The sequence below is a fragment of the Gramella sp. AN32 genome, from assembly GCF_023718305.1.
GTDB lineage: Bacteria > Bacteroidota > Bacteroidia > Flavobacteriales > Flavobacteriaceae > Christiangramia > Christiangramia antarctica.
In genome coordinates, this window is sequence record NZ_QEYO01000012.1 from 85,186 (window position 1) to 104,861 (window position 19,676).

Annotated in this window: 11 protein-coding genes; 8 read left to right on the forward strand and 3 right to left on the reverse strand. The window is 39.7% G+C overall.

The genetic code is table 11. The annotated features are described in order from the left end of the window. Positions 1 to 340 precede the first annotated feature (340 nt). From DHD80_RS13435 to DHD80_RS13455, 5 genes are all read left to right on the forward strand, one after another. Positions 341 to 1,483, forward strand: a complete 1,143-nt coding sequence (locus DHD80_RS13435; protein ID WP_251741920.1) for a sialidase family protein — start codon at positions 341 to 343, stop codon at positions 1,481 to 1,483. 244 nt (positions 1,484 to 1,727) lie between these two features. Then, complete coding sequence (locus tag DHD80_RS13440; protein ID WP_251741922.1) at positions 1,728 to 3,407, forward strand: beta-N-acetylhexosaminidase; 1,680 nt, start codon at positions 1,728 to 1,730, stop codon at positions 3,405 to 3,407. A gap of 131 nt (positions 3,408 to 3,538) precedes the next feature. Further along, entirely contained in the window at positions 3,539 to 5,035 is a 1,497-nt protein-coding gene (locus tag DHD80_RS13445; RefSeq protein WP_251741923.1) for a sialate O-acetylesterase, read from the forward strand. A gap of 311 nt (positions 5,036 to 5,346) precedes the next feature. After that, entirely contained in the window at positions 5,347 to 8,058 is a 2,712-nt protein-coding gene (locus DHD80_RS13450) for a sodium/solute symporter (RefSeq protein WP_251741925.1), read from the forward strand. Beyond that, positions 8,051 to 9,148: an SGNH/GDSL hydrolase family protein gene (locus tag DHD80_RS13455; protein WP_251741927.1), complete on the forward strand. Its 1,098-nt coding sequence runs from the start codon at positions 8,051 to 8,053 to the stop codon at positions 9,146 to 9,148. The genes DHD80_RS13450 and DHD80_RS13455 overlap by 8 nt, the downstream gene beginning before the upstream one ends. Positions 9,149 to 9,408: 260 nt before the next feature. Here the strand turns inward: DHD80_RS13455 and DHD80_RS13460 are convergent, their stop codons facing one another. The 3 genes from DHD80_RS13460 to DHD80_RS13470 all read right to left on the reverse strand — a co-directional run bounded on the left by DHD80_RS13460 (position 9,409) and on the right by DHD80_RS13470 (position 12,273). Beyond that, on the reverse strand, positions 9,409 to 10,002 hold the full coding sequence (locus DHD80_RS13460) for a DUF1080 domain-containing protein (RefSeq protein WP_251741929.1): 594 nt from the start codon (positions 10,000 to 10,002) through the stop codon (positions 9,409 to 9,411). A gap of 89 nt (positions 10,003 to 10,091) precedes the next feature. Continuing rightward, positions 10,092 to 10,910 carry a DUF1080 domain-containing protein gene (locus DHD80_RS13465; protein ID WP_251741930.1) on the reverse strand — a complete coding sequence of 273 codons (819 nt, stop codon included), beginning with the start codon at positions 10,908 to 10,910 and terminating at the stop codon, positions 10,092 to 10,094. A gap of 16 nt (positions 10,911 to 10,926) precedes the next feature. After that, on the reverse strand, positions 10,927 to 12,273 hold the full coding sequence (locus tag DHD80_RS13470) for a Gfo/Idh/MocA family oxidoreductase (protein ID WP_251741932.1): 1,347 nt from the start codon (positions 12,271 to 12,273) through the stop codon (positions 10,927 to 10,929). Between the two features lie 430 nt (positions 12,274 to 12,703). Here DHD80_RS13470 and DHD80_RS13475 point away from each other — a divergent pair, with 430 nt between their 5' ends. From DHD80_RS13475 to DHD80_RS13485, 3 genes are all read left to right on the forward strand, one after another. Then, on the forward strand, positions 12,704 to 14,179 hold the full coding sequence (locus DHD80_RS13475; RefSeq protein WP_251741934.1) for a Gfo/Idh/MocA family oxidoreductase: 1,476 nt from the start codon (positions 12,704 to 12,706) through the stop codon (positions 14,177 to 14,179). An 89-nt stretch (positions 14,180 to 14,268) separates the two neighbouring features. Then, positions 14,269 to 16,368 (forward strand): sulfatase-like hydrolase/transferase, encoded by a 2,100-nt coding sequence (locus tag DHD80_RS13480; RefSeq protein ID WP_251741936.1) that lies wholly within the window; start codon positions 14,269 to 14,271, stop codon positions 16,366 to 16,368. Positions 16,369 to 16,473: 105 nt separating this feature from the next. Then, positions 16,474 to 19,614 (forward strand): glycoside hydrolase family 2 TIM barrel-domain containing protein, encoded by a 3,141-nt coding sequence (locus DHD80_RS13485; RefSeq protein ID WP_251741938.1) that lies wholly within the window; start codon positions 16,474 to 16,476, stop codon positions 19,612 to 19,614. Positions 19,615 to 19,676 lie beyond the last annotated feature (62 nt).

Here is a 19,676-nt window from a genome sequence, read left to right on the forward strand (position 1 = left end):
TGCCTTTTATTTTGTATAAGACGAATTATAAAGAGGTAAAAGCTACCAGTTGCAGCTTTTCGGTCTTGCCGTGGGGAGCTACTGACGTCCATAATTACAATCTTCCTTAAGGCACCGATACAATCCTGGCGGAAGAAATTGTGGTAAGATCAGCAGGAATTGCCTGGGAAAAGGGAGCGGGTTCCATTGTCATTCCACCACTGGCTTATGGTGGAAAACGGTAATAATTGCATCGACGACCACATTGTGAAAGTTTCTCGTTTTTTGTATGAACTGGAATCTACCGATATAGATGAGCTTTATTAAGAATAAATACACGTAAAAATATAAAAATTCAAAGATGAAAAAGATTTCAATTTTATTAATCAGTTTTGTTTTTTTAAGTTGTGGCACCCAAAAAGTAATCCAAGATCCAGAACCTAAAAATAATAATCTCGATTTTATAAATTTATTTGATGCGCGGGAGACTGAAGGAGTGGAATGTTATAGGATACCTGCCATTGTCACTGCTCCCAATGGTGACCTCCTAGCCAGCATAGATGAACGGGTGCCGGGTTGCGCTGATCTGCGGGGCAGTAGGGACATAAACATCGTGCAACGCCGAAGCAGCGATAACGGTAAAACCTGGAGCGATATTGAAATGGTAATAGATTTTCCGGACGGGCAATCTGCTTCAGATCCTTCCATGATCGTAGATGAAGAAACCGGGGATATTTTCCTGTTTTATAATTATATGGACCTGGACAAGGAAAAAGATGTGTATTATTTACATGTCATGAAAAGCACCGATAATGGAAAAACCTGGGAAGAGCCCCAGGATATCACTTCTCAAATTTCAAAACCCGAATGGCATGATGATTTTAAGTTCATAACCTCTGGCAGGGGGATCCAAACTAAAGACGGGAGGTTGCTGCATACCCTGGTGAATTTGGAGAATGGTTTACATTTATTTGGAAGTGATGACCACGGAAAATCTTGGTTTTTGATAGATTCCCCGATTAAGCCTGCAAATGAATCCAAGGTAATTCAATTGGCCAATGGGGATTATATGATCAACTCCCGGGTCAATACGAGGGAAGGCCATCGTTATGTTCATATCTCAAATGACAAAGGAAAAACCTGGGCTACAAAACCCGAACCCCAGCTGGTAGATCCGGGCAACAACGCCAGCATCCTGCGTTATACTTCGGTTGAAGATGGATATGATAAAAATCGCCTTTTGTTTTCAAATTCCAATGACGCTAAAGACCGTAAGAATCTAACTGTAAGGATAAGTTATGATGAAGGGAAGACCTGGAGTGATGGCAAAACTGTCTATGCCGGTGGTTCAGCTTATTCATCCATGACTATTCTTGAAAACGGGGAAATAGGAGTGTTTTTTGAAAAAGACGATTATAAAGAGAATGCCTTTGTAAGCTTCTCATTAGAATGGTTAACAGACGGGGAAGATAAATATAAGCAAGCTAAAAATAAACCATATTGATTTTCATTTTAAGAATGTCTGTCTTATACATAAAGCGTAACTAAAATTTGTACAAAAGCATCTTCATAGCATTCCAAATGGGGAATGCCACATTACTTTTAAAATTTGATAATTTGCCGGACTGCATTTTTTAAAACTGAATCGAAACTAATATGATAACAAAACGAAAAAATAGATAAATAAACCTTTCATATTGAAAATTTTTAGGTTTATTTTTATCAATTATTTATAAATTCTAATTGAAATGAAAAAATTTTTAGGTTTCCTATTTCTAACCATTGCTCTAACCTCCTGTGACAATAGCAAGTCCTATGAGCAATATAAAATTATTGAGAATTCCGACATCAACTACCCAATTATTCCACTTCCAGCAAAAATGGAAATGGCAAACGGCCGGTTCCTGATAGACGAAAATACCAGAATTTATGCAGCAGCTTCTTTGCAAAGTGAAGCTGATTTTTTGGCTGAAATACTTAGTACGGCATCTGGCGCAAGTATTTCCAACATTACTGAAGAAGATAGCGCTACTCATGGCATTTACCTGAAGATTGATGCAAATATCCAAAATGAGGAAGGTTACAAACTTGATGTTGCCTACGATAAAATTGAGATTTCCGGCAAAAACCCAAAAGGGGTTTTTTATGGTATTCAGTCCTTAAGGATGTTAATGCCCCCCAAATCTGAAAATGAAGCAGTTGCAGATTTGTCCATTCCTGCAGTGGTAATAGAAGATGCTCCACGGTATCCTTATAGGGGAATGCACCTGGATGTGGGAAGACATATGTTCCCGGTAGAATTCATTAAGAAATACATCAATCTTATCGCGTTGCATAAAATGAACCGTTTTCACTGGCATCTTACTGAAGATCAGGGATGGAGGATCGAAATCAAAAAATATCCAAAACTTACCGAAGTAGGCTCCGTGCGTAAGGGAACTATGGTAGAGAAAAATTGGGATGAAAACGATGGTGAAGAATATGGAGGTTTTTATACCCAGGAAGAAGTAAAGGAAATTGTGGCTTATGCCCAAAGTAAACATATTGTGGTTATTCCTGAAATAGAAATGCCCGGCCATGCCCTTGCCGCTCTTGCTGCTTATCCGGAACTCGGCAACGATACCGGCCCTTATGAGGTGGCAACTAAATGGGGTGTTTTTAATCAAATTTATGCACCTAAAGAAGAAACTTTTAAATTTCTCGAAGATGTACTTACTGAAGTGATGGAACTTTTCCCCAGTAAATATATTCATATAGGAGGGGATGAAGCCCCTAAAAAAGAATGGAAAGAAAGTGCTCAGGCTCAGGAAGTCATCAAGCGCGAGGGGCTTAAAGATGAACACGAGCTTCAGAGTTATTTTATCCAGCGTATTGAAAAATTTTTAAATAAAAATGGACGTCAAATAATTGGATGGGATGAGATCCTGGAGGGTGGTTTGGCCCCCAATGCTACAGTGATGTCCTGGCGCGGTATGGATGGCGGTATAGACGCGGCCAAACAGGGACATGATGTAATCATGACCCCGGGCTCGCACCTCTATTTAGACCATTATCAGGCTGATCCCGAAACAGAGCCCCTTGCAATAGGTGGTCTCACTACCGTAAAGAAAACCTATTCTTTTGAACCCACCCCAGAGGAATTGTCCGAAGAAGAAGCCAAACATATTTTAGGTGCTCAGGGGAATGTATGGACCGAGTATATGAAAACTTCAGATTATGTGGAATATATGGTACTACCCAGAATGAGTGCCTTGGCTGAAGTAGTATGGACACCTCGCGAAAAGAGAGACTGGGCAGACTTTAAATCCAGGTTGAAAAAACTTTCAGAAAGATACGATACGTTGGATTATAATTACGCCAAACACGTTTTTGAAGAAGATGAAACTTTGGTGGAAAAGGACACCATCACCAGCGGTGCGGGGGAATAATTTCAATCTCTTCATAGGGATATCCGTTTTAAAAATAAATCCACAGCCTGTCCTATTTGGTCAGGCTGTGGCATTTTAAAACCACACATTAAGCTTCGGAATATAGAACAATGAGAAAACTGAATTAAAAAATGAAAATAACCTTGTTTCCCTTGCTGTTACTTTTAAGCTTTTCAGGCTTAGCCCAAATTTCTTTACCCAATAGATTTACCGATAATATGGTTTTGCAGCGGGAAGCTCCTATAAAAATCTGGGGAAAATCGGCTCCCGGGACTTTGGTGAAAGTTGAATTTTCTTCGGAAAAAAGGGAAGTCAGGGCAAAAACCGATTCTACCTGGCAAGTAGAATTTCCTTCACAACCAGCAAATACTGTGGCGCAGGAACTTAGTATTATTTCGGAGGAAGAAAAGATTGTATTGAATAATATTTTGATTGGTGATGTTTGGTTATTATCTGGTCAATCTAATATGGAGTGGCCGCTGAAATCTGAAATGCATTTTGATGAAGAAAAAAAGGAGCTAGCGGGGGATAAGCTTCGGTTCTATAATGCCAATTTTACGGGCAAAGGGATATATGCTGAAAAATATTCAGAAGAAAATTTAAAGAAATTGACCCCAAAACAGTTCTATTCCGGGAAATGGGAAGAGAGTGGGGTACCGCAAATCCATGAATTAAGCGCAGTGGGTTATTATTTTGGTAAAAAAATACTTAGGGAAGAAAAAATCCCCGTCGGTTTAATCAATATGGCCATTGGCGGGGCACCCATAGAAACATTTATTTCAGTACAAACATTACGGGAACATCCGGCATTTGACGAAAAAGTGATTGGGAATTGGCTGGAAAATGATGCTTTGCCCATCTGGATAAGGGAGCGTGGGAAACAAAATGTAGAAGGCGTGGCAATTCATACTGATAGTTTGGGAGCGAACCATGCTTATAAACCCGGCTTTGCTTATAAATCTGGAATGGAACCTGTTACCAAAATGGCCATAAAAGGGATTCTGTGGTACCAGGGGGAAAGTAATGCTCAGGAAAAATCTCGGGTAGAAGAATATCCCAAACTACAAAAATTGATGATTGAAGATTATCGTAAAAAATGGCAACAGCCTAAAATGCCTTTCTTCTGGGTACAGCTTTCATCTATTGATACTATCAACTATAAGGGGGGATATTGGCCGGAATTCAGGAATAATCAACGCCTTCTTTTGGATGAAATGGAAAATGTGGGAATGGTCGTAAGCAGTGATATAGGCGCAAAAAATGATGTTCATCCCAGGAACAAGAAAGATGTTGGGAACAGGCTTGCTCGATGGGCGCTTAATCGGGTTTATAAGAAAAATATATTGGTATCCGGGCCACTGCCCATCATGGCTGAATACGATGATGGAAAGATTACTATTTCTTTTAAATATACTGGTAAGGGTCTTTACATAAGGGAGCATGCAGTATTAAAAGGATTTTCCTTGGATGGGAAAAAACCCATTTCAGCACAGATAATGGGAGATAAAGTTTTGATATATGCTGCTGAGAAACCTAATATGGTTTATTATGGATGGCAGCCTTATTCATTGGGAAATTTGATAAACAGTGAGGGTTTACCGGCGTCCACATTCAAAATGAAATTATAAGATATTAATTGGACTTTATTGGTCTGAGGTTTGGGTTTAAAGTCTATTCTTTGAGAAGACTTTTGATAGATAACATTATAAATTTCATATTGGTTTTTTTTCAATTCGCGTTGTTAGGCTAGGGATAATATTTAGCTGTTTTAAAGTCAGAGGACTTCATTCTAGAATATAAGTAAGATCTTATGTTTCGAATATTTCAATAAAGTAATTACCTGATATGTTATACATAATACTTTTAAATTTATATATTTAGCAAAATTAAAGTATCAAGATGATCACGTTTTTTAAAGAAAACTATTAAAATAGAATTCATGTTTACAGGTGTACGTTTATTCCTTACTATCTTTCTCTGTTTCCTCTTCATTGGTCTGGGAAATTCCCAGGAGAAGGAAAAAATTGAGTTCAGTTGGGATTCAATCGCAAATTTACCCTTAAAAAAGGGCCTTAATGGCTCTTTTGTTGGGGTTCATAATGATGTATTGATCGTAGCGGGGGGGGCTAATTTTCCTGAAAATGAAGTTTGGGAAGGTGGTAGCAAGCGATGGTACAATACTATTTATGTGCTGAAAAAATCGGGGGATACTTATGATTGGCATGATGTAAAAATCGAATTGCCTAAACCTTTAGCTTACGGAGCCTCGGTGAGTACTACGGAAGGACTCTGGTGCATAGGCGGGAATAATGAGGACGGGGTCTATAAAGATGTGTTTTTGTTAAAGTGGAATCCGATTTCCGAAAAAATTGAAATAGAACAAAAACCTGAGCTCCCTGTTCCCCTGGCAAATATGGAAGCTACGACGATTGGCAATGAAATATATGTGGCAGGGGGGCAGGAAACCAACGGGGGCAAAGCCACAAAGAATTTTTTAGTTTTTTCACCTGGCAAAGGTTGGAGGCAATTGCAGGACATCCCGGGAAAAGGCAGGATACAACCGGTTGTTATATCTCAAAATAATGGTAAAACCAATGTGGTTTATGTATTTAGTGGTACCCATTACGATCCTGATGCCAAAAATCCGAATCAGTTTTTAAGCGATGTTTGGCAGTATAACCCATTATCCCGAAAATGGATACAAAAAAACTCCATACCGGATAATGGCACTCCAGGGTTAAAAGGAGGATATATTGGGGCGGCACCAGCCATTAAAATGGGGGATGCCCATATATTAATTTTTGGAGGGGCAGGAGGGGAGCAGCAAAAATGGGCTGTACGACTGGAGCTTCAACAGGAAATCGAAAAACAGAAGTCCTTACCTTCAGATACCTTAAGAGTGGCAACGAAAATTGATTCATTGCAACAAGAAGTAAAAGAGAATTTAAAAACCACATCTTTTTCTAAGACCATTTGGGCTTACCACACCATTACCGATACCTGGACCAAACATGGGACGATTGCAGGGGCATCCCCGGTGGTCACCAAAGCCTTGCAGTGGGGAGGCGATATAATCGTTCCGCTTGGAGAGATAAATCCCGGGGTACGTACCCCGCTTATTAACAAAATAAATATTACACCACGTGAAACCAGTTTTGGATGGCTTAATTACTTAACCTTAATAGTGTATTTGGCTCTAATGATAGGCATAGGCTGGTATTTTTCACGAAGGAATAAAAGTACCGATGATTACTTTTTGGCCGGTGGACGTATTCCATGGTGGGCAGCAGGTTTAAGTATTTATGCAACCATGCTCAGTGCTATAACCTATCTTTCACAGCCTGCCCTGGCCTTTAGTTATGATTGGCAGGCATATTTGGGATATTTTACTATCCTTATGATAGTACCCATTATTATTACCTATTACCTTCCTTTCTTTCGGAATTTAAATATCACTACAGCCTACGAATACCTGGAAAAACGTTTTAACGTGGTAGTGCGTATGTTCGGTAGCGGTTCCTTTGTATTGTTCCAGTTGGCGCGTATGGGGATTGTGGTTTACCTGCCAGCATTGGCACTTTCTACCGTAGTAGGGATAGATATTTACGTGGCAATTATTATTATGGGCGTCCTGGCTATAATTTATACGGTAATGGGTGGGATAGAAGCGGTGATCTGGACAGATGTAATTCAGGTAATTGTGCTTATAGGAGGCCTTATTTTAGGTCTTGTTTATATTGCAATTGATATTGGCGATGTGGGATATATTTTTAATACCGCCTACCAGGATGGGAAGCTACAACTGTTCGATTTTAGATGGAGCCTAACCGAGGTAGTTACCTGGTCCCTATTTCTGGGTACCTTTGCGCTTAATTTCGCCCCCTATACTACAGACCAGGCTGTGGTACAACGTTATTTAACCACCGCCAATGAAAAAGAAGCAAGGAAAAGTATTTGGATGAACGGGATTATTTCAATCCCTGCCGGTCTACTTATTTTCATGATGGGTACATTTTTATATGTTTATTTTAAAGACAACCCACAGTTCCTGCAGGTAGGAATGCAAAACGATGGTATTTTTCCTTTATTTATCGCAGACCATCTTCCGCCTGGGGTGGCGGGTTTGGTAATAGCCGGTGTGTATTCAGCAGCAATGTCGAGCCTGGATAGCAGTATGCACAGTGTTTCAACCGTAATTACAGTAGATTTTTATAAACGCTTTAACCGTGGCTATTCAGATGTAATGGCCATGAAAGTTGCCAGGAGGGTGACCGTAACCGTTGGTATTTTGGGTACTGCGGTTGCCTGTGTAATGGCAGCTTTTCCTATTGCCTCGCTGTTCTTCTTTTTTCAGGAGATAGTTGGTTTATTTGGGAGTGCGCTCGCAGGAATTTTTATGCTGGGTATTTTCTTTAGAAAAGCGAATTGGATAGGTACACTCATAGGTGCGGTATTAAGTGTTATTTCCTTAATTTTTGTAAAATACTTTACTCCCTTGAATTTTTATATCTACCCGCTTATTGCTATTCCCGTTTGTGTAATTACAGGTTATCTTGCTAGTTTGGCTATACCAGTAAATAAACCCGTGGCGGCAAACCTGGTGTATAGTAAAAAGGAATTCGAAAACAAGAAACGTCTATCCAATGAGTAGATTTAGTATTTTCTTTTGCTTCTTGATCGTGTTGCAGGTATCAGCCCAGGAAAATAGCGATATAAAATGGCAGGATGTTTCAAAGCTGAGCCTCCATGGAAGGCTTTCTGAAAACACCGAAAACCCCTTTCAACGTTTTCCGGAAAGCATGAAAACGAAAGTCCGGAAAGCGGTATGGAAGCTTTCTCAAAACCCAGCCGGGGTAAATTTACGTTTTACTACAACCGCAGATAAAATTATAGTAAAATATGAAGTGGAAGGAGAGCGGGAGTTCCCTCATATGCCTGCTACCGGGGTTAGTGGGATAGATCTATATGTTAAGAATAAGGAGGAGGCCTGGAAGTGGGTAAAAGGAAATTTCCATTTCGCTGATACCATTAATTATACTTTCCAACTTTCCAAAGTGGAAGCAAAAACTGAAAGGGAATTTATGCTTTATCTGCCTCTCTATGCGAGTTTAAAATGGATGAAAATTGGCTTGGACGGTTCTAATGATTTTAAGGTTAATTCCCAAACTGAAATCAAACCCATTGCTGTGTATGGTACTTCCATTACCCAGGGTGCCTGTGCCAGTAGGCCGGGCAATGCCTGGACGAGTAAATTAAGTCGAAATACAAGTCTTCCCATATTGAATTTTGGTTTTTCAGGTAACGGAAGGTTAGAGCCCGAAATAGTAAATTATCTGGCACACCTCCCTGTCCAGGCCTATATTTTGGATTGTTTGGCCAATTTCACTTCTGGACAGGGACTGGATGATTCTACAGCTTATAATCGGTTAATGGCCTCTGTGAAAACACTTCGGAAAAACAATCCTAATACCCCTATAATTTTAACCGATCACGCCGGATATCCGGGCGGAGAAATATATTTACCAAAAAAGAAAATATATGAAAGTTTGAATACGGCTAACAAGAAAGCTTTAAATGATTTGAAGGCCCAGGGAATAAAGAAAATATATCTACTTTCTTATCATCAATTAAACCTAACTGCTGAAGATTTTGTGGATGGGGTGCATCCAACAGATGGAGGCATGGAAAAATATGCCAAGGCTTATGAAAAGTTGCTGGGTTCCGTACTAAGGGAAGATTGATGGGCTATGATCTAAATTAGTGTTGTTAATCTTGATTTTTTCTCATAGTAACTAAATGGAAAAAAGCCGAAACTTCAGGTAATAATTATTGACATTCTAAATGGGAATCTTTTTATTTTTGGCTGGGGTAACAAATAATTTTTTCAATCAAAGAGCAAGCATCTACTATGTATCCCCAGGTTTAAAAAGAAAAGCTTGTTTTGGATCAAACTTAAATACCCTGCTCAAAAAGGCGATTAAATATGAAACATCTTAAGGATTCAAAGTTTTCTCAACTTAATATTTCTCCAATAGACTTTAATTCCGCCACCGTCGTGTATTTGTAAGGCTATCTTACCGTTAGCTGCTCCAATTTTTTCATCAGAAAAATCGACCATTTGCACACCATTTAACCAGCTGGTTACGTGGTTGTCTTTTACTTTTATTTTTAATTTATTCCATTCTCCATATTTAAGGACATCTTCCTTTTCTGGAGTAGGCTTAATCAACCAACCACGACCATAGGATTCATAAATACCCCCGGTGTGAAGATTTGGTGGTGCTACTTCTACCTGCCAGCCAGTTATTTTAGTTCCATCAATTTCAGACCGGATGAATACCCCGCTGTTACCTTCGGCTTCTTGCTTAAATTCTAAATTTATTTCAAAGTCCTTGTAGTAATCTTCGGTGGCAAGATATCCATATTTTTTATCTGGTCCACTCTCAGAGATTAATAAACCATCTTCTACATACCATTTTTCAGTGCCATGTACTTTCCAACCGTCCAGATTTTTCCCATTAAAAAGTTCTTTTCCAGATTGACAACTGGTCAATGTGATACAGAATAGAATGGCAACCAAATTAATTTTTTTCATTATTCTTAAATTTAAGGGGTCAATTTTTTGGTTTTTGAAACTGTTTTCTAAAATATTATAGGCTCTCTTGTTTAGTAGGCGAATAAAATTTATAATTTCTTAATTTTTATATTTCTGAACCAGAGGGGACTGGCATGATCCTGCAAACCAATAAAACCGCTCTTAAACTTACCATAATCCGGACTGTCATTCCATTTGCCCGAATTCTTTTTCTTGTTCCATTCCTGAGACCAGGGTTCAAATGAAAGGACTTTTTCTCCATTAAGCCAATGTTCTACTTTCCCAGGTGTAAAAACGATCCTACTGGTATTCCATTCCCCTACGGGATTTAATTTTTTCTTATCTGGATCGGGGGCATGCATGGAGTAATCTGCGGCTGTTTTATTTAGCGGTTTTAATTCCGAAAGATCTTCGGTATGGCCAAGGCTTTTATTATAACCCACAAGGTCATGGATTTGTGCGTAATTCTCATCGTCAATTAGTTGGTATTCGGGAGCCACTTTATAAGGAGCTGAATAGCCTTCTTTAATATGATAAAAAATTCCGCTGTTCCCACCCTTGGGAAGTTTCCACTCTACGTATAATTCAAAGTTGTCGAATTCTTCGGCTCCATAAATGATATCCCGGCCTCCTTGATAGTCTTCTTCCAAGCCGAGTTTTGTATCATAAGTAAGTTCTTTATTTTTTATAATCCAACCCGGAGGCAATGTATCTTCGTTATAGCCCCTCCAACCTTCAAGGCTGGTGCCATCAAATAAATACTGCCATTCCCCTTTATTTTTTAGGGTGTCACTTTGACTATAATCCTGTGCTACTTTTTCTTCTTCGGCATGCTCCCTGTTGTCATTTGAATTTTTACATGCAATGGTGGAAATTGCCAAGAATACATATAGTATTGTTTTATTCATAGTGATATTTTTAAGTTTAAACCTCTTTCATATTTTTAGGATCCCAGCCTATAAATCCATTTTTCTTATAGCTTTCGTTACAGAGCAGTGCCGGGGCCGCCGCACGAAAACCAAAAACAGGGTCTTCTGCTACTGATCCGTTATCCCGTATAGCATTGAAAAAATTCGCGAAATGGTCATAATGCGCTCCTTTATAACCCTCTTGGGCGGTATAGACCGTTTCTAGAGGAGAAACCATTTTTTTACGATCTGGCCGGCTTGATCCTTCTTTGGCTTTTTCAGCAAAAAACGGATCATCACTCTCACCTCCTGCGTTGCGTTTCAAAGTGACCCGTTCCCATTCAACATCCATAGAGCCTTTACTGCCCACTAGTTTCAAATAAGTACTACCACTGGTGCCATCTACAAAATTACAGCGTAGAGAAAGGTTAAAGGGCGGATGTTGTTCACTGTCCGGGTAATCAAACATCCCTAAAAGTACATCGGGTACTTCCCGTCCATCTTCCCAATAACGCAAACCGCCAGTGGCAGCAATTTTGTTCGGCCCTATAGAATTAGTAATAAAATGTAAACTGGAGAAAAGGTGGACAAAAAGATCACCTGCCATGCCCGTTCCATAATCCAGGTAATTTCGCCATCGAAAGAATCGTAGGGGATCAAAGGGACGATCTTTACTTATGGAAATATATTCCTGCCAATCTACCGTTTCCCTGGAGGCATCTTGGGGAATAGGATATTGCCAGGCACCAATTGGGGAGTTTCGTGCCCAAAAACCCTCGGCATAATTAAGTTCGCCAATAGCACCCTCCGCCAATAGTTCTTTTGCTTTTTCGTTTCCCAGGGAGGACATACCCTGGCTGCCCACCATAAAAATTTTCCCCGATTTCTTCCAGGCTTTAATGATATCCTGCCCTTCATCAATACTATGGATCATAGGTTTCTCACAATACACATGCTTTCCAGCATTTAAGGCTTCTACGCTAATTTTTTTGTGCCAGAAATCAGGGGTCCCAATGATTACTGCGTCAATATCACTTCGTTTTAAAACCTCTTTATAATTTTTGGTAAGGTACAAATCGCTTCCCCACCTTTTCTTGGCATCATCTAACCTTCCATCGTAAAGATCGCAAACGGCAACCAATTCTATATTTTTATGTTCTAATGCGGTATTGGTATCGGCACTGCCCATGCCACCGGCACCAATCAGTGCGATTTTTAGGGTTTTAAGATTGATGGATGCAGAATACTGCCTTTCCAGATAACTTATCTGTTCTGGTGCTTTGGCAAAGACAGAAGGCATCAAAGTTGTGGCAGCACCAGCCAATCCAAGGTTTTTTAAAAATAAACGTCTTTTGTTTTCCATATTAGAATTTATAAGGTTAATGTCATTGACCAGTTGGCCGTTCTGGGCCTCTAATTTAGCTATTATGGGAAAGGCCCCGCTAACATCTATATGCAGTTTTAATAGGATTGGTTACAGAACCTATCAAAAAAAATTTTTTAATTCTCTCGTTTCTTTCCTTAATATTTTTTATTCTGATATCACCCCGAGGCACATTTACACAGTTTTCCGTACAATAATTGTCTAATTTATTAAAATCCCCTAAAATAAGGCAAATTATTATGTTTTTTTAAAATAAGTATATAAAAGAAAATAATATTAAAATAATAGATATAAAAACAAAAAAAATACTTACGAAAGGTTATGTTAAATTATTTAATTAAATTTGAGAATTAAATTCGAAATAATTTCTCAGAAATTATTATTAAAAAGCATATCTAAAATAACAACTATGAGTTCAGATCGGAGATCGTTTTTACGAAATATGGCCTTAGGTTCAGGGGCAATAGCAGCAGGATCAATATTAACATCTTGTGGCAGTGAAGAAAGACTGGCGCAAATAAAATCAGCAGCAAAACGCAAGCCGACTATGCGCTTTAATATGAGTGGCTATGCAGCACCTCCATTGGATATCGTTAGAATTGGTATTGTGGGCATAGGTGACAGGGGATCTGGAGCAGTAGAGCGAATGACCTATATTGAAGGGGTTGAAATTACTGCCCTATGTGATACACGGCAGGCAGCGGTGGATGGTGCGCAGGGGATCCTGAAAAATGCAGGTTTGCCCAAAGCAGCTGAATTCGTAAATGGGGATACCGGTTATAAAGAAATGTGTCAGAGCGATCTGGTAGATTTAGTGTACGTGGTAACTTCCTGGGAATGGCATATTCCTATAGCATTGGAAGCCATGGAAAATGATAAGCATACCGCTGTGGAAGTTTCTACTGCACGTACCTTAGATGAATGCTGGCAGATCGTTGAAACTTCTGAGCGTACCCGTAAACATTGCGTGATCCTTGAGAACTGTTGCTATGATTTTTTCGAGTTATTAACTTTGAATATGGTACGACAAGGTGTTTTTGGAGATTTGATCCATGGAGAAGGGGCTTATATTCATAATCTGGATTACTGGATGTTCAATATTCCTGAAGATGATAAAATGGTAGATGGTGCCTATACCGATTTCTGGAGAATGAAGGAAAACCGGCGCCATGCCAATGTTTACCCCACCCATGGCCTTGGACCTATTTGTCAGGCCATGAATATCAACCGCGGGGATAAGATGGATTATCTTACGGCTATGATGTCTGATGACTTTAATTTTGCCAAAAACATTAAAAAACACGCTGCAGAAAATCCAATTTTTGAACAGTTTGTAGGCTGGGATATGCGTGGAAATATGGATATTCAGCTTATAAAGACCAATAAGGGAAGAACCATTATGATTCAACATGATGTTACTTCCCCCAGGCCTTATTCCCGTATCCATATGCTAAGTGGTACCGAATGTTTCGCCCAGAAATGGCCTTTGACGCACATTGCTTTTGGACACGAGGTAGCCGATGCCGCTAAAATGAAAGAGCTGGAAGAAAAATATACGCCCGAGATTGTAAGACGGGTTGGAGAGATGGCCAAGAAGGTTGGCGGACATGGAGGGATGGACTTTATTATGGACTGGAGGTTGATAGACTGTCTTAGAAACGGACTTCCTATGGATATGGATGTATATGATGCTGCTTCATGGAGCTCTATAACATCTCTTAGTGAATGGTCTATTGCCAATAAATCAAATTCTATTGAAGTACCCGATTTTACCAGAGGTGCATGGAAAATGAACAAACCTGTAAACCTGAGCCTTGATGGGGGTGGCACAACAGGGGTGAGGAATTTAGAAAATGCGGGGGCTAAGCAACTTTCCGTAGAATAATAAAAATTTTCAAGAACACTCCTCTTTGAAAATTGTTGTTCAGGCTATAGGATATTTTCTTATAGTCTGAATATTTATATTTCAAATTCATGAAATACCTTAATTACTTAACTCTTATTGTTTTTTTGGGTACCCATAATCTAGTTACGGCACAAGATAAAGGCGATGTAAGAAATAGTGCACCGAATATTATCTTTATTCTGGTGGACGATATGGGTTACGGGGATGTGGGGGTGTTTTTTCAAAACCAGCGAAAAGCAGGGAATGATTTATCACAACCCTGGATTACCACTCCAAACCTCGATAAAATGGCTGCTGAAGGAGCTATGTTAACCCAACATTATACCCCGGCACCAGTGTGCGCGCCTTCCCGGGCGTCCTTGCTTACAGGCTTGAGCCAGGGGCATACCCAGGTTCGTGACAATCAGTTTGACAAGGCTTTGGCAGATAATTATACGCTCGGGAATGTAATGCAAAAGGCAGGATATAAAACGGCAACCATTGGTAAATGGGGCTTGCAAGGCCTGGTATCTGAAGAAAATGAAAATCCTGAAAATTGGACTGCTTACCCCACGAAAAGAGGTTTTGACTATTTTTATGGATATGTTAGGCATAGAGATGGCCATGAACATTACCCGGTAGAAGGGATCTATAGAGGTAAAAAGGAAGTTTGGGAGAATGATAAGGAGGTAAGTGCCGGATTGGATAAATCATACACTACCGATCTTTGGACGGCTGTAGCCAAAAAATGGATAACTAGCCAGGTTAGTCCTAAAGAAAAACCATTTTTCCTTTATCTGGCCTACGACACCCCGCATGCGGTACTGGAACTTCCTACCATGGCTTATCCAAAAGGAGGTGGGAAAACTGGCGGAATTCAGTGGACAGGCAAACCGGGACATATCATTAATACTGCCAGTGGTACACCAGATAGCTGGATACATCCGGATTATTCCCAAGCCGTTTACGATCATGATAATAATATCAAAACCTCATTAATTCCCTGGCCAGATACTTACAAGCGATATGCTACAAGCATCAGGCGTATTGATAATGCTGTAGGCGATCTCCTGGAACTGCTGAAAGATCTGAATATAGATTCCAATACCATGGTAGTATTTGCTTCGGATAACGGACCTTCAACAGAATCGTATTTACCCGGAGGTTATACAGCCAATCAGGCTAATTTCTTTGATAGTTTTGGGCCATATGACGGGATTAAAAGGGATGTACTGGAAGGAGGTCTAAGATCACCGGTGATTGCCCGTTGGCCTGGAACGATCCCGAAAGCTAAAACGGTAGATACCCCAGGTATTTTTTATGATTGGTTACCCACCTTCACCAATGCAGCAGGTCTTCCGGCACCGGTAAATACCAATGGGGTTTCACTACTCCCGGAGCTTACTGGTAATGGGAAGCAGCAAGAGCCTAGTGTATATGTGGAATATTTTCAGGAGGGTTCAAGTCCAGATTATTCCGAATTTGCCTCTCAAAACCAGGGTCGATATAGAGGACAAATGCAAATGATCCGGTTTGGTGATACTGTTGCCCTACGTTATAATATTAAATCTCCTGACGAGAATTTTGGAATCTTTAACGTGGTAGAAGATACCCATCAAGCCCAAGATTTGGCTGCTGATGGTAAAATGACGGCCCTTCAGAATAAATTGAAAGCTAAGGTACTTCAGCTGAGAAGGCCCAATTCCACCGCGCCCAGGCCATACGATTCTATTAGCATACCAGGTATTAACAAATTAAACCTTAAAGAAGGGGTGGTTTGGAAAGCTTACAAAGGTAATTTCCCCTGGTTGCCCCAGGTAAAAGGCTTGACACCGGTTGTTCAACGAAACCTGAAAAAATCAGATTTTGAGAAATTGAAAAAAGCGGACTATGATATTTCTGTATTTGAAGCTTATTTGGAAGTTCCCCAAACGGGAAAATATACATTTTACCTAAATGCTAATAATAGAATATTCTTAAAATTTCATGAAATTAATCTTATAGATGGTGATTACAACTATAAGCCGGGAGAAACCTTAAAGGCTGATATTTTGCTTGAAAAAGGTCTTCATCCCTTCAAATTATATTATAAGACCAACAAAGAAGTACCTCCTGAAATTAATCTGGAATGGAAAGGACCAGATTTTATGAGAAGGGAAATTTCAACAACCAGGTTTTTTAGAGAATAAATAGATGATCCTTAAACACTGTTCCACCGTCTGTTTATCAACCTATTGTTTAGCGTTTAAAAGAAAAAATAAATTTGTTTTATCATCTATTAAATTAATACGTACATGCATTTATTAAATACTTCGTCTCAGAAGTTAAAAGAAATTATAGCGGTTTTATTATGTGTTTTAGCAACTACAATTGTTGCAGCGCAAGATAATGAACCGGATCCTATTTTTGAGAATCCCAATGTGCAAGCCGAAAACCGGCTTCCTATGCGAGCCTCTTATTTTCCCTACGGAAATAAAGACCTGGCCAAAAAAGATGCTCGTCAGCAATCTGAAAGGTTCTTGGATTTAAATGGAACCTGGAAATTTTTCTGGACAGAAAACTATAAAAACCTTCCTGATAATTTTGAGGCGGTAGATTTTAATGATTCTGAATGGGATGATTTTAAAGTCCCGGCAAATTGGGAATTTAATGGTTATGGTACGCCTATTTATGTGAACCACCCATTTGAGTTTGCCGTGGAAAATCCTAATCCGCCGTTTATAGAAAACGAAATGAATTCGGCAGGAATTTATAGAAGGACCATAGATTTACCGGCAGGCTGGAAAGATAAACAGGTGTTTATCCATCTTGGGGCAGTAAAATCAGCATTTAGGCTTTATGTCAACGGGAACTATGTTGGACTGGGGGAAGACAGTAAGCTGGAATCAGAATATGAGTTGACTGATTTTGTAAAACCTGGAAAAAACTTAATTACTATTGAGGTTCGTCGTTGGAGCGACGGTAGTTATCTTGAAGCTCAGGATTTTTGGCGTATTAGCGGGATAGAACGTGATGTGTATCTCTATGCAAGGCCAAAAATCCACTTTTATGATGTATTTGTAAAAAGCGAACTGATAAACAATTATACAGATGGCGATTTTTCATTTAACATCGAGTTGTGGAACCGTACCGATACCGAGCAAGGAGAAAATACAGTCGTGGCTAAACTTTTTGATGCTTCAGAGAATCAAATTTATAAAGTAGAACAAAAAACAACTGGTCTTAAGCGTAAACTTGGGAAAACCATGCTTCATTTTAAGAAGTTGGTTCCTAACGTAAAATCATGGTCTGCAGAAACCCCATATTTATACGATCTGGAGGTGAGTCTATTGGATCCCCAGGGCAACCTGCTGGAGGTGATCAATATTGATGTAGGTTTTAAAAGTTACGAAATCGATGGCTATCAATTTTTGGTAAACGGCAAAACGGTGCTTTTTAAAGGAGTAAATCGTCACGAGTCGCATCCGGAAACCGCGCATGTGGTTACCAGGGAGCAAATGCTGGAGGATATCCGTATAATGAAAGAACTCAACCTGAATGCCGTACGACTCTCGCATTATCCAAATGCCCCGCTTTGGTATAAACTCTGCGATAAATATGGATTTTACGTAATAGATGAAGCCAATATAGAATCCCACGGGATGTATTATAACCCCGAAAAAACACTGGGCAATGATCCCAACTGGGAACATGCACACATGTTGCGTATCAAAAGAATGGTAGAGCGGGATAAAAACCATCCATCGGTCGTGGCCTGGAGTTTGGGTAACGAGGCCGGGAATGGCTGGAATTTTTATAAAGCTTATCTATGGTTGAAGGGTTATGACTCCACCCGTCCGGTGCAATATGAACGCTCCACGACCGAGTGGAATACCGATATGATTGTACCCCAGTACCCTTATCCTTCATCTATGGAGCGCTGGGCAGAGAGTAGCCCGGACCGGCCATACATCATGAGTGAATACGCCCACGCAATGGGCAACAGTATGGGGAATTTCAAGGAATATTGGGAAGTGATCGAAAAACATCCCCAGTTACAGGGTGGCTATATCTGGGATTGGGTAGATCAGGGCATCTATAAAGAAGTAGATGGTAAAAAAATATTTGGTTATGGGGGCGACTGGGGACCGGAAGGTACTCCAAGTGACAATAATTTCCTTATAAATGGAGTGATTATGCCGGATCGCAGTTGGAATCCACATGCTTATGAAGTTCGGAAAGTACTTCAGGAAGTTGGGTTCAAACTGGATGAAAATCAAGATGAAATTGAAATTTTCAATAAGTATTTCTTCCGTGATCTTTCAAATTATAAGTTCAAAATAGCATTGCTGAAAAATGGGGAGGTGATAAAATCTGAAGATTTAGGTGAGTTTTCTTTGGCACCAAGGAATTCAACTACAGTGGAAATCCCTTTCAACATTCCTTCAGATACTTTAGCAGAATACCGTTTGCATATCACGGGGAAGAATATCAAAGAAGAAGGCTTGATGACACCCGGAACACTATTGGCCGAAGCCGAATTTGCTATTACTCCTCCTGTGGCAAGCAAACCGGAACTGCAAGCAGTAACATTTAAGGTAGAAGAAGATGGTAATATTATTGAATTTTCAAAAGGTTCATTTTCAATCAAATTTGATAAAACCACCGGACGGTTTTCAGATTATAAATACAAAAGGGATATTTTAATTGAAAAAGGTCCGCAATTAAGTCTTTTTCGACCCTTAGTAGATAATGATTTCGGAGCCGGACTAAATCGTAAACTGGATTATCTAAAAGAACCAGATCTCAAACTAAAAGATTTTAGCTATGGCAAAAATTCAGAAGGTGTTACCGAGGTTAAAGCAATTTATGATGTGCTGGACGGGGATGCACAATTTACCCAAACCACTAGCCTTTATGATAACGGAAAAATTAAAATTAGCAATGATTTTGACGCGATTAAAGGCGAACACGAGATGGTGCTTAGATTTGGGAACGATCTGTTACTTCCCAAGAACGTGGATATCTTTAAATGGTATGGTCGCGGACCCTGGGAAAGTTATCAGGACAGAAAGTATAGCGCAATGGTTGGTATTTATGAAGGTGCCATTAAGGACCAATATCATCCCTATGTAAGACCGCAGGAATCCGGTAACAAGACCGATGTTCGCTGGGCTGAAGTATCTAACGGCCGAAAAAATGGAATCAAAATTATGTTTATTGACGAGTTGCTGAATGTTTCAGCTTTGCCCTATAGTTGGGAGCAACTATATCCTTCCGCCCAAAAAGGACAGGAACATTCCAGGTTGTTAAAAGATGGGCCTAACACTTATTTAAACATTGATTTAAAACAGATGGGCGTGGCCGGTGTAAACAGCTGGGGCACCTTGCCACTGGAGAAATATCGCATGCCGTTTCAGGATTACAATTATAGTTATATTATTGAACCGATGTAGGAGATAATATTATTTTTTGATAAAAGAACCTGCCAGTTTTCGAAATCTAATTGAAATCTGGC

Bases quoted from the DNA above. Each gene is read 5' to 3' on its own strand.
- DHD80_RS13445 (WP_251741923.1), top strand. From the start codon at position 3,539: ATGAAAATAACCTTGTTTCCCTTGCTGTTACTTTTAAGCTTTTCAGGC.
- DHD80_RS13480 (WP_251741936.1), top strand. From the start codon at position 14,269: ATGAAATACCTTAATTACTTAACTCTTATTGTTTTTTTGGGTACCCAT.
- DHD80_RS13485 (WP_251741938.1), top strand. From the start codon at position 16,474: ATGCATTTATTAAATACTTCGTCTCAGAAGTTAAAAGAAATTATAGCG.
- DHD80_RS13475 (WP_251741934.1), top strand. From the start codon at position 12,704: ATGAGTTCAGATCGGAGATCGTTTTTACGAAATATGGCCTTAGGTTCA.
- DHD80_RS13465 (WP_251741930.1), bottom strand. From the start codon at position 10,910: ATGAATAAAACAATACTATATGTATTCTTGGCAATTTCCACCATTGCA.
- DHD80_RS13435 (WP_251741920.1), top strand. From the start codon at position 341: ATGAAAAAGATTTCAATTTTATTAATCAGTTTTGTTTTTTTAAGTTGT.
- DHD80_RS13460 (WP_251741929.1), bottom strand. From the start codon at position 10,002: ATGAAAAAAATTAATTTGGTTGCCATTCTATTCTGTATCACATTGACC.
- DHD80_RS13440 (WP_251741922.1), top strand. From the start codon at position 1,728: ATGAAAAAATTTTTAGGTTTCCTATTTCTAACCATTGCTCTAACCTCC.
- DHD80_RS13455 (WP_251741927.1), top strand. From the start codon at position 8,051: ATGAGTAGATTTAGTATTTTCTTTTGCTTCTTGATCGTGTTGCAGGTA.
- DHD80_RS13450 (WP_251741925.1), top strand. From the start codon at position 5,347: ATGTTTACAGGTGTACGTTTATTCCTTACTATCTTTCTCTGTTTCCTC.
- DHD80_RS13470 (WP_251741932.1), bottom strand. From the start codon at position 12,273: ATGGAAAACAAAAGACGTTTATTTTTAAAAAACCTTGGATTGGCTGGT.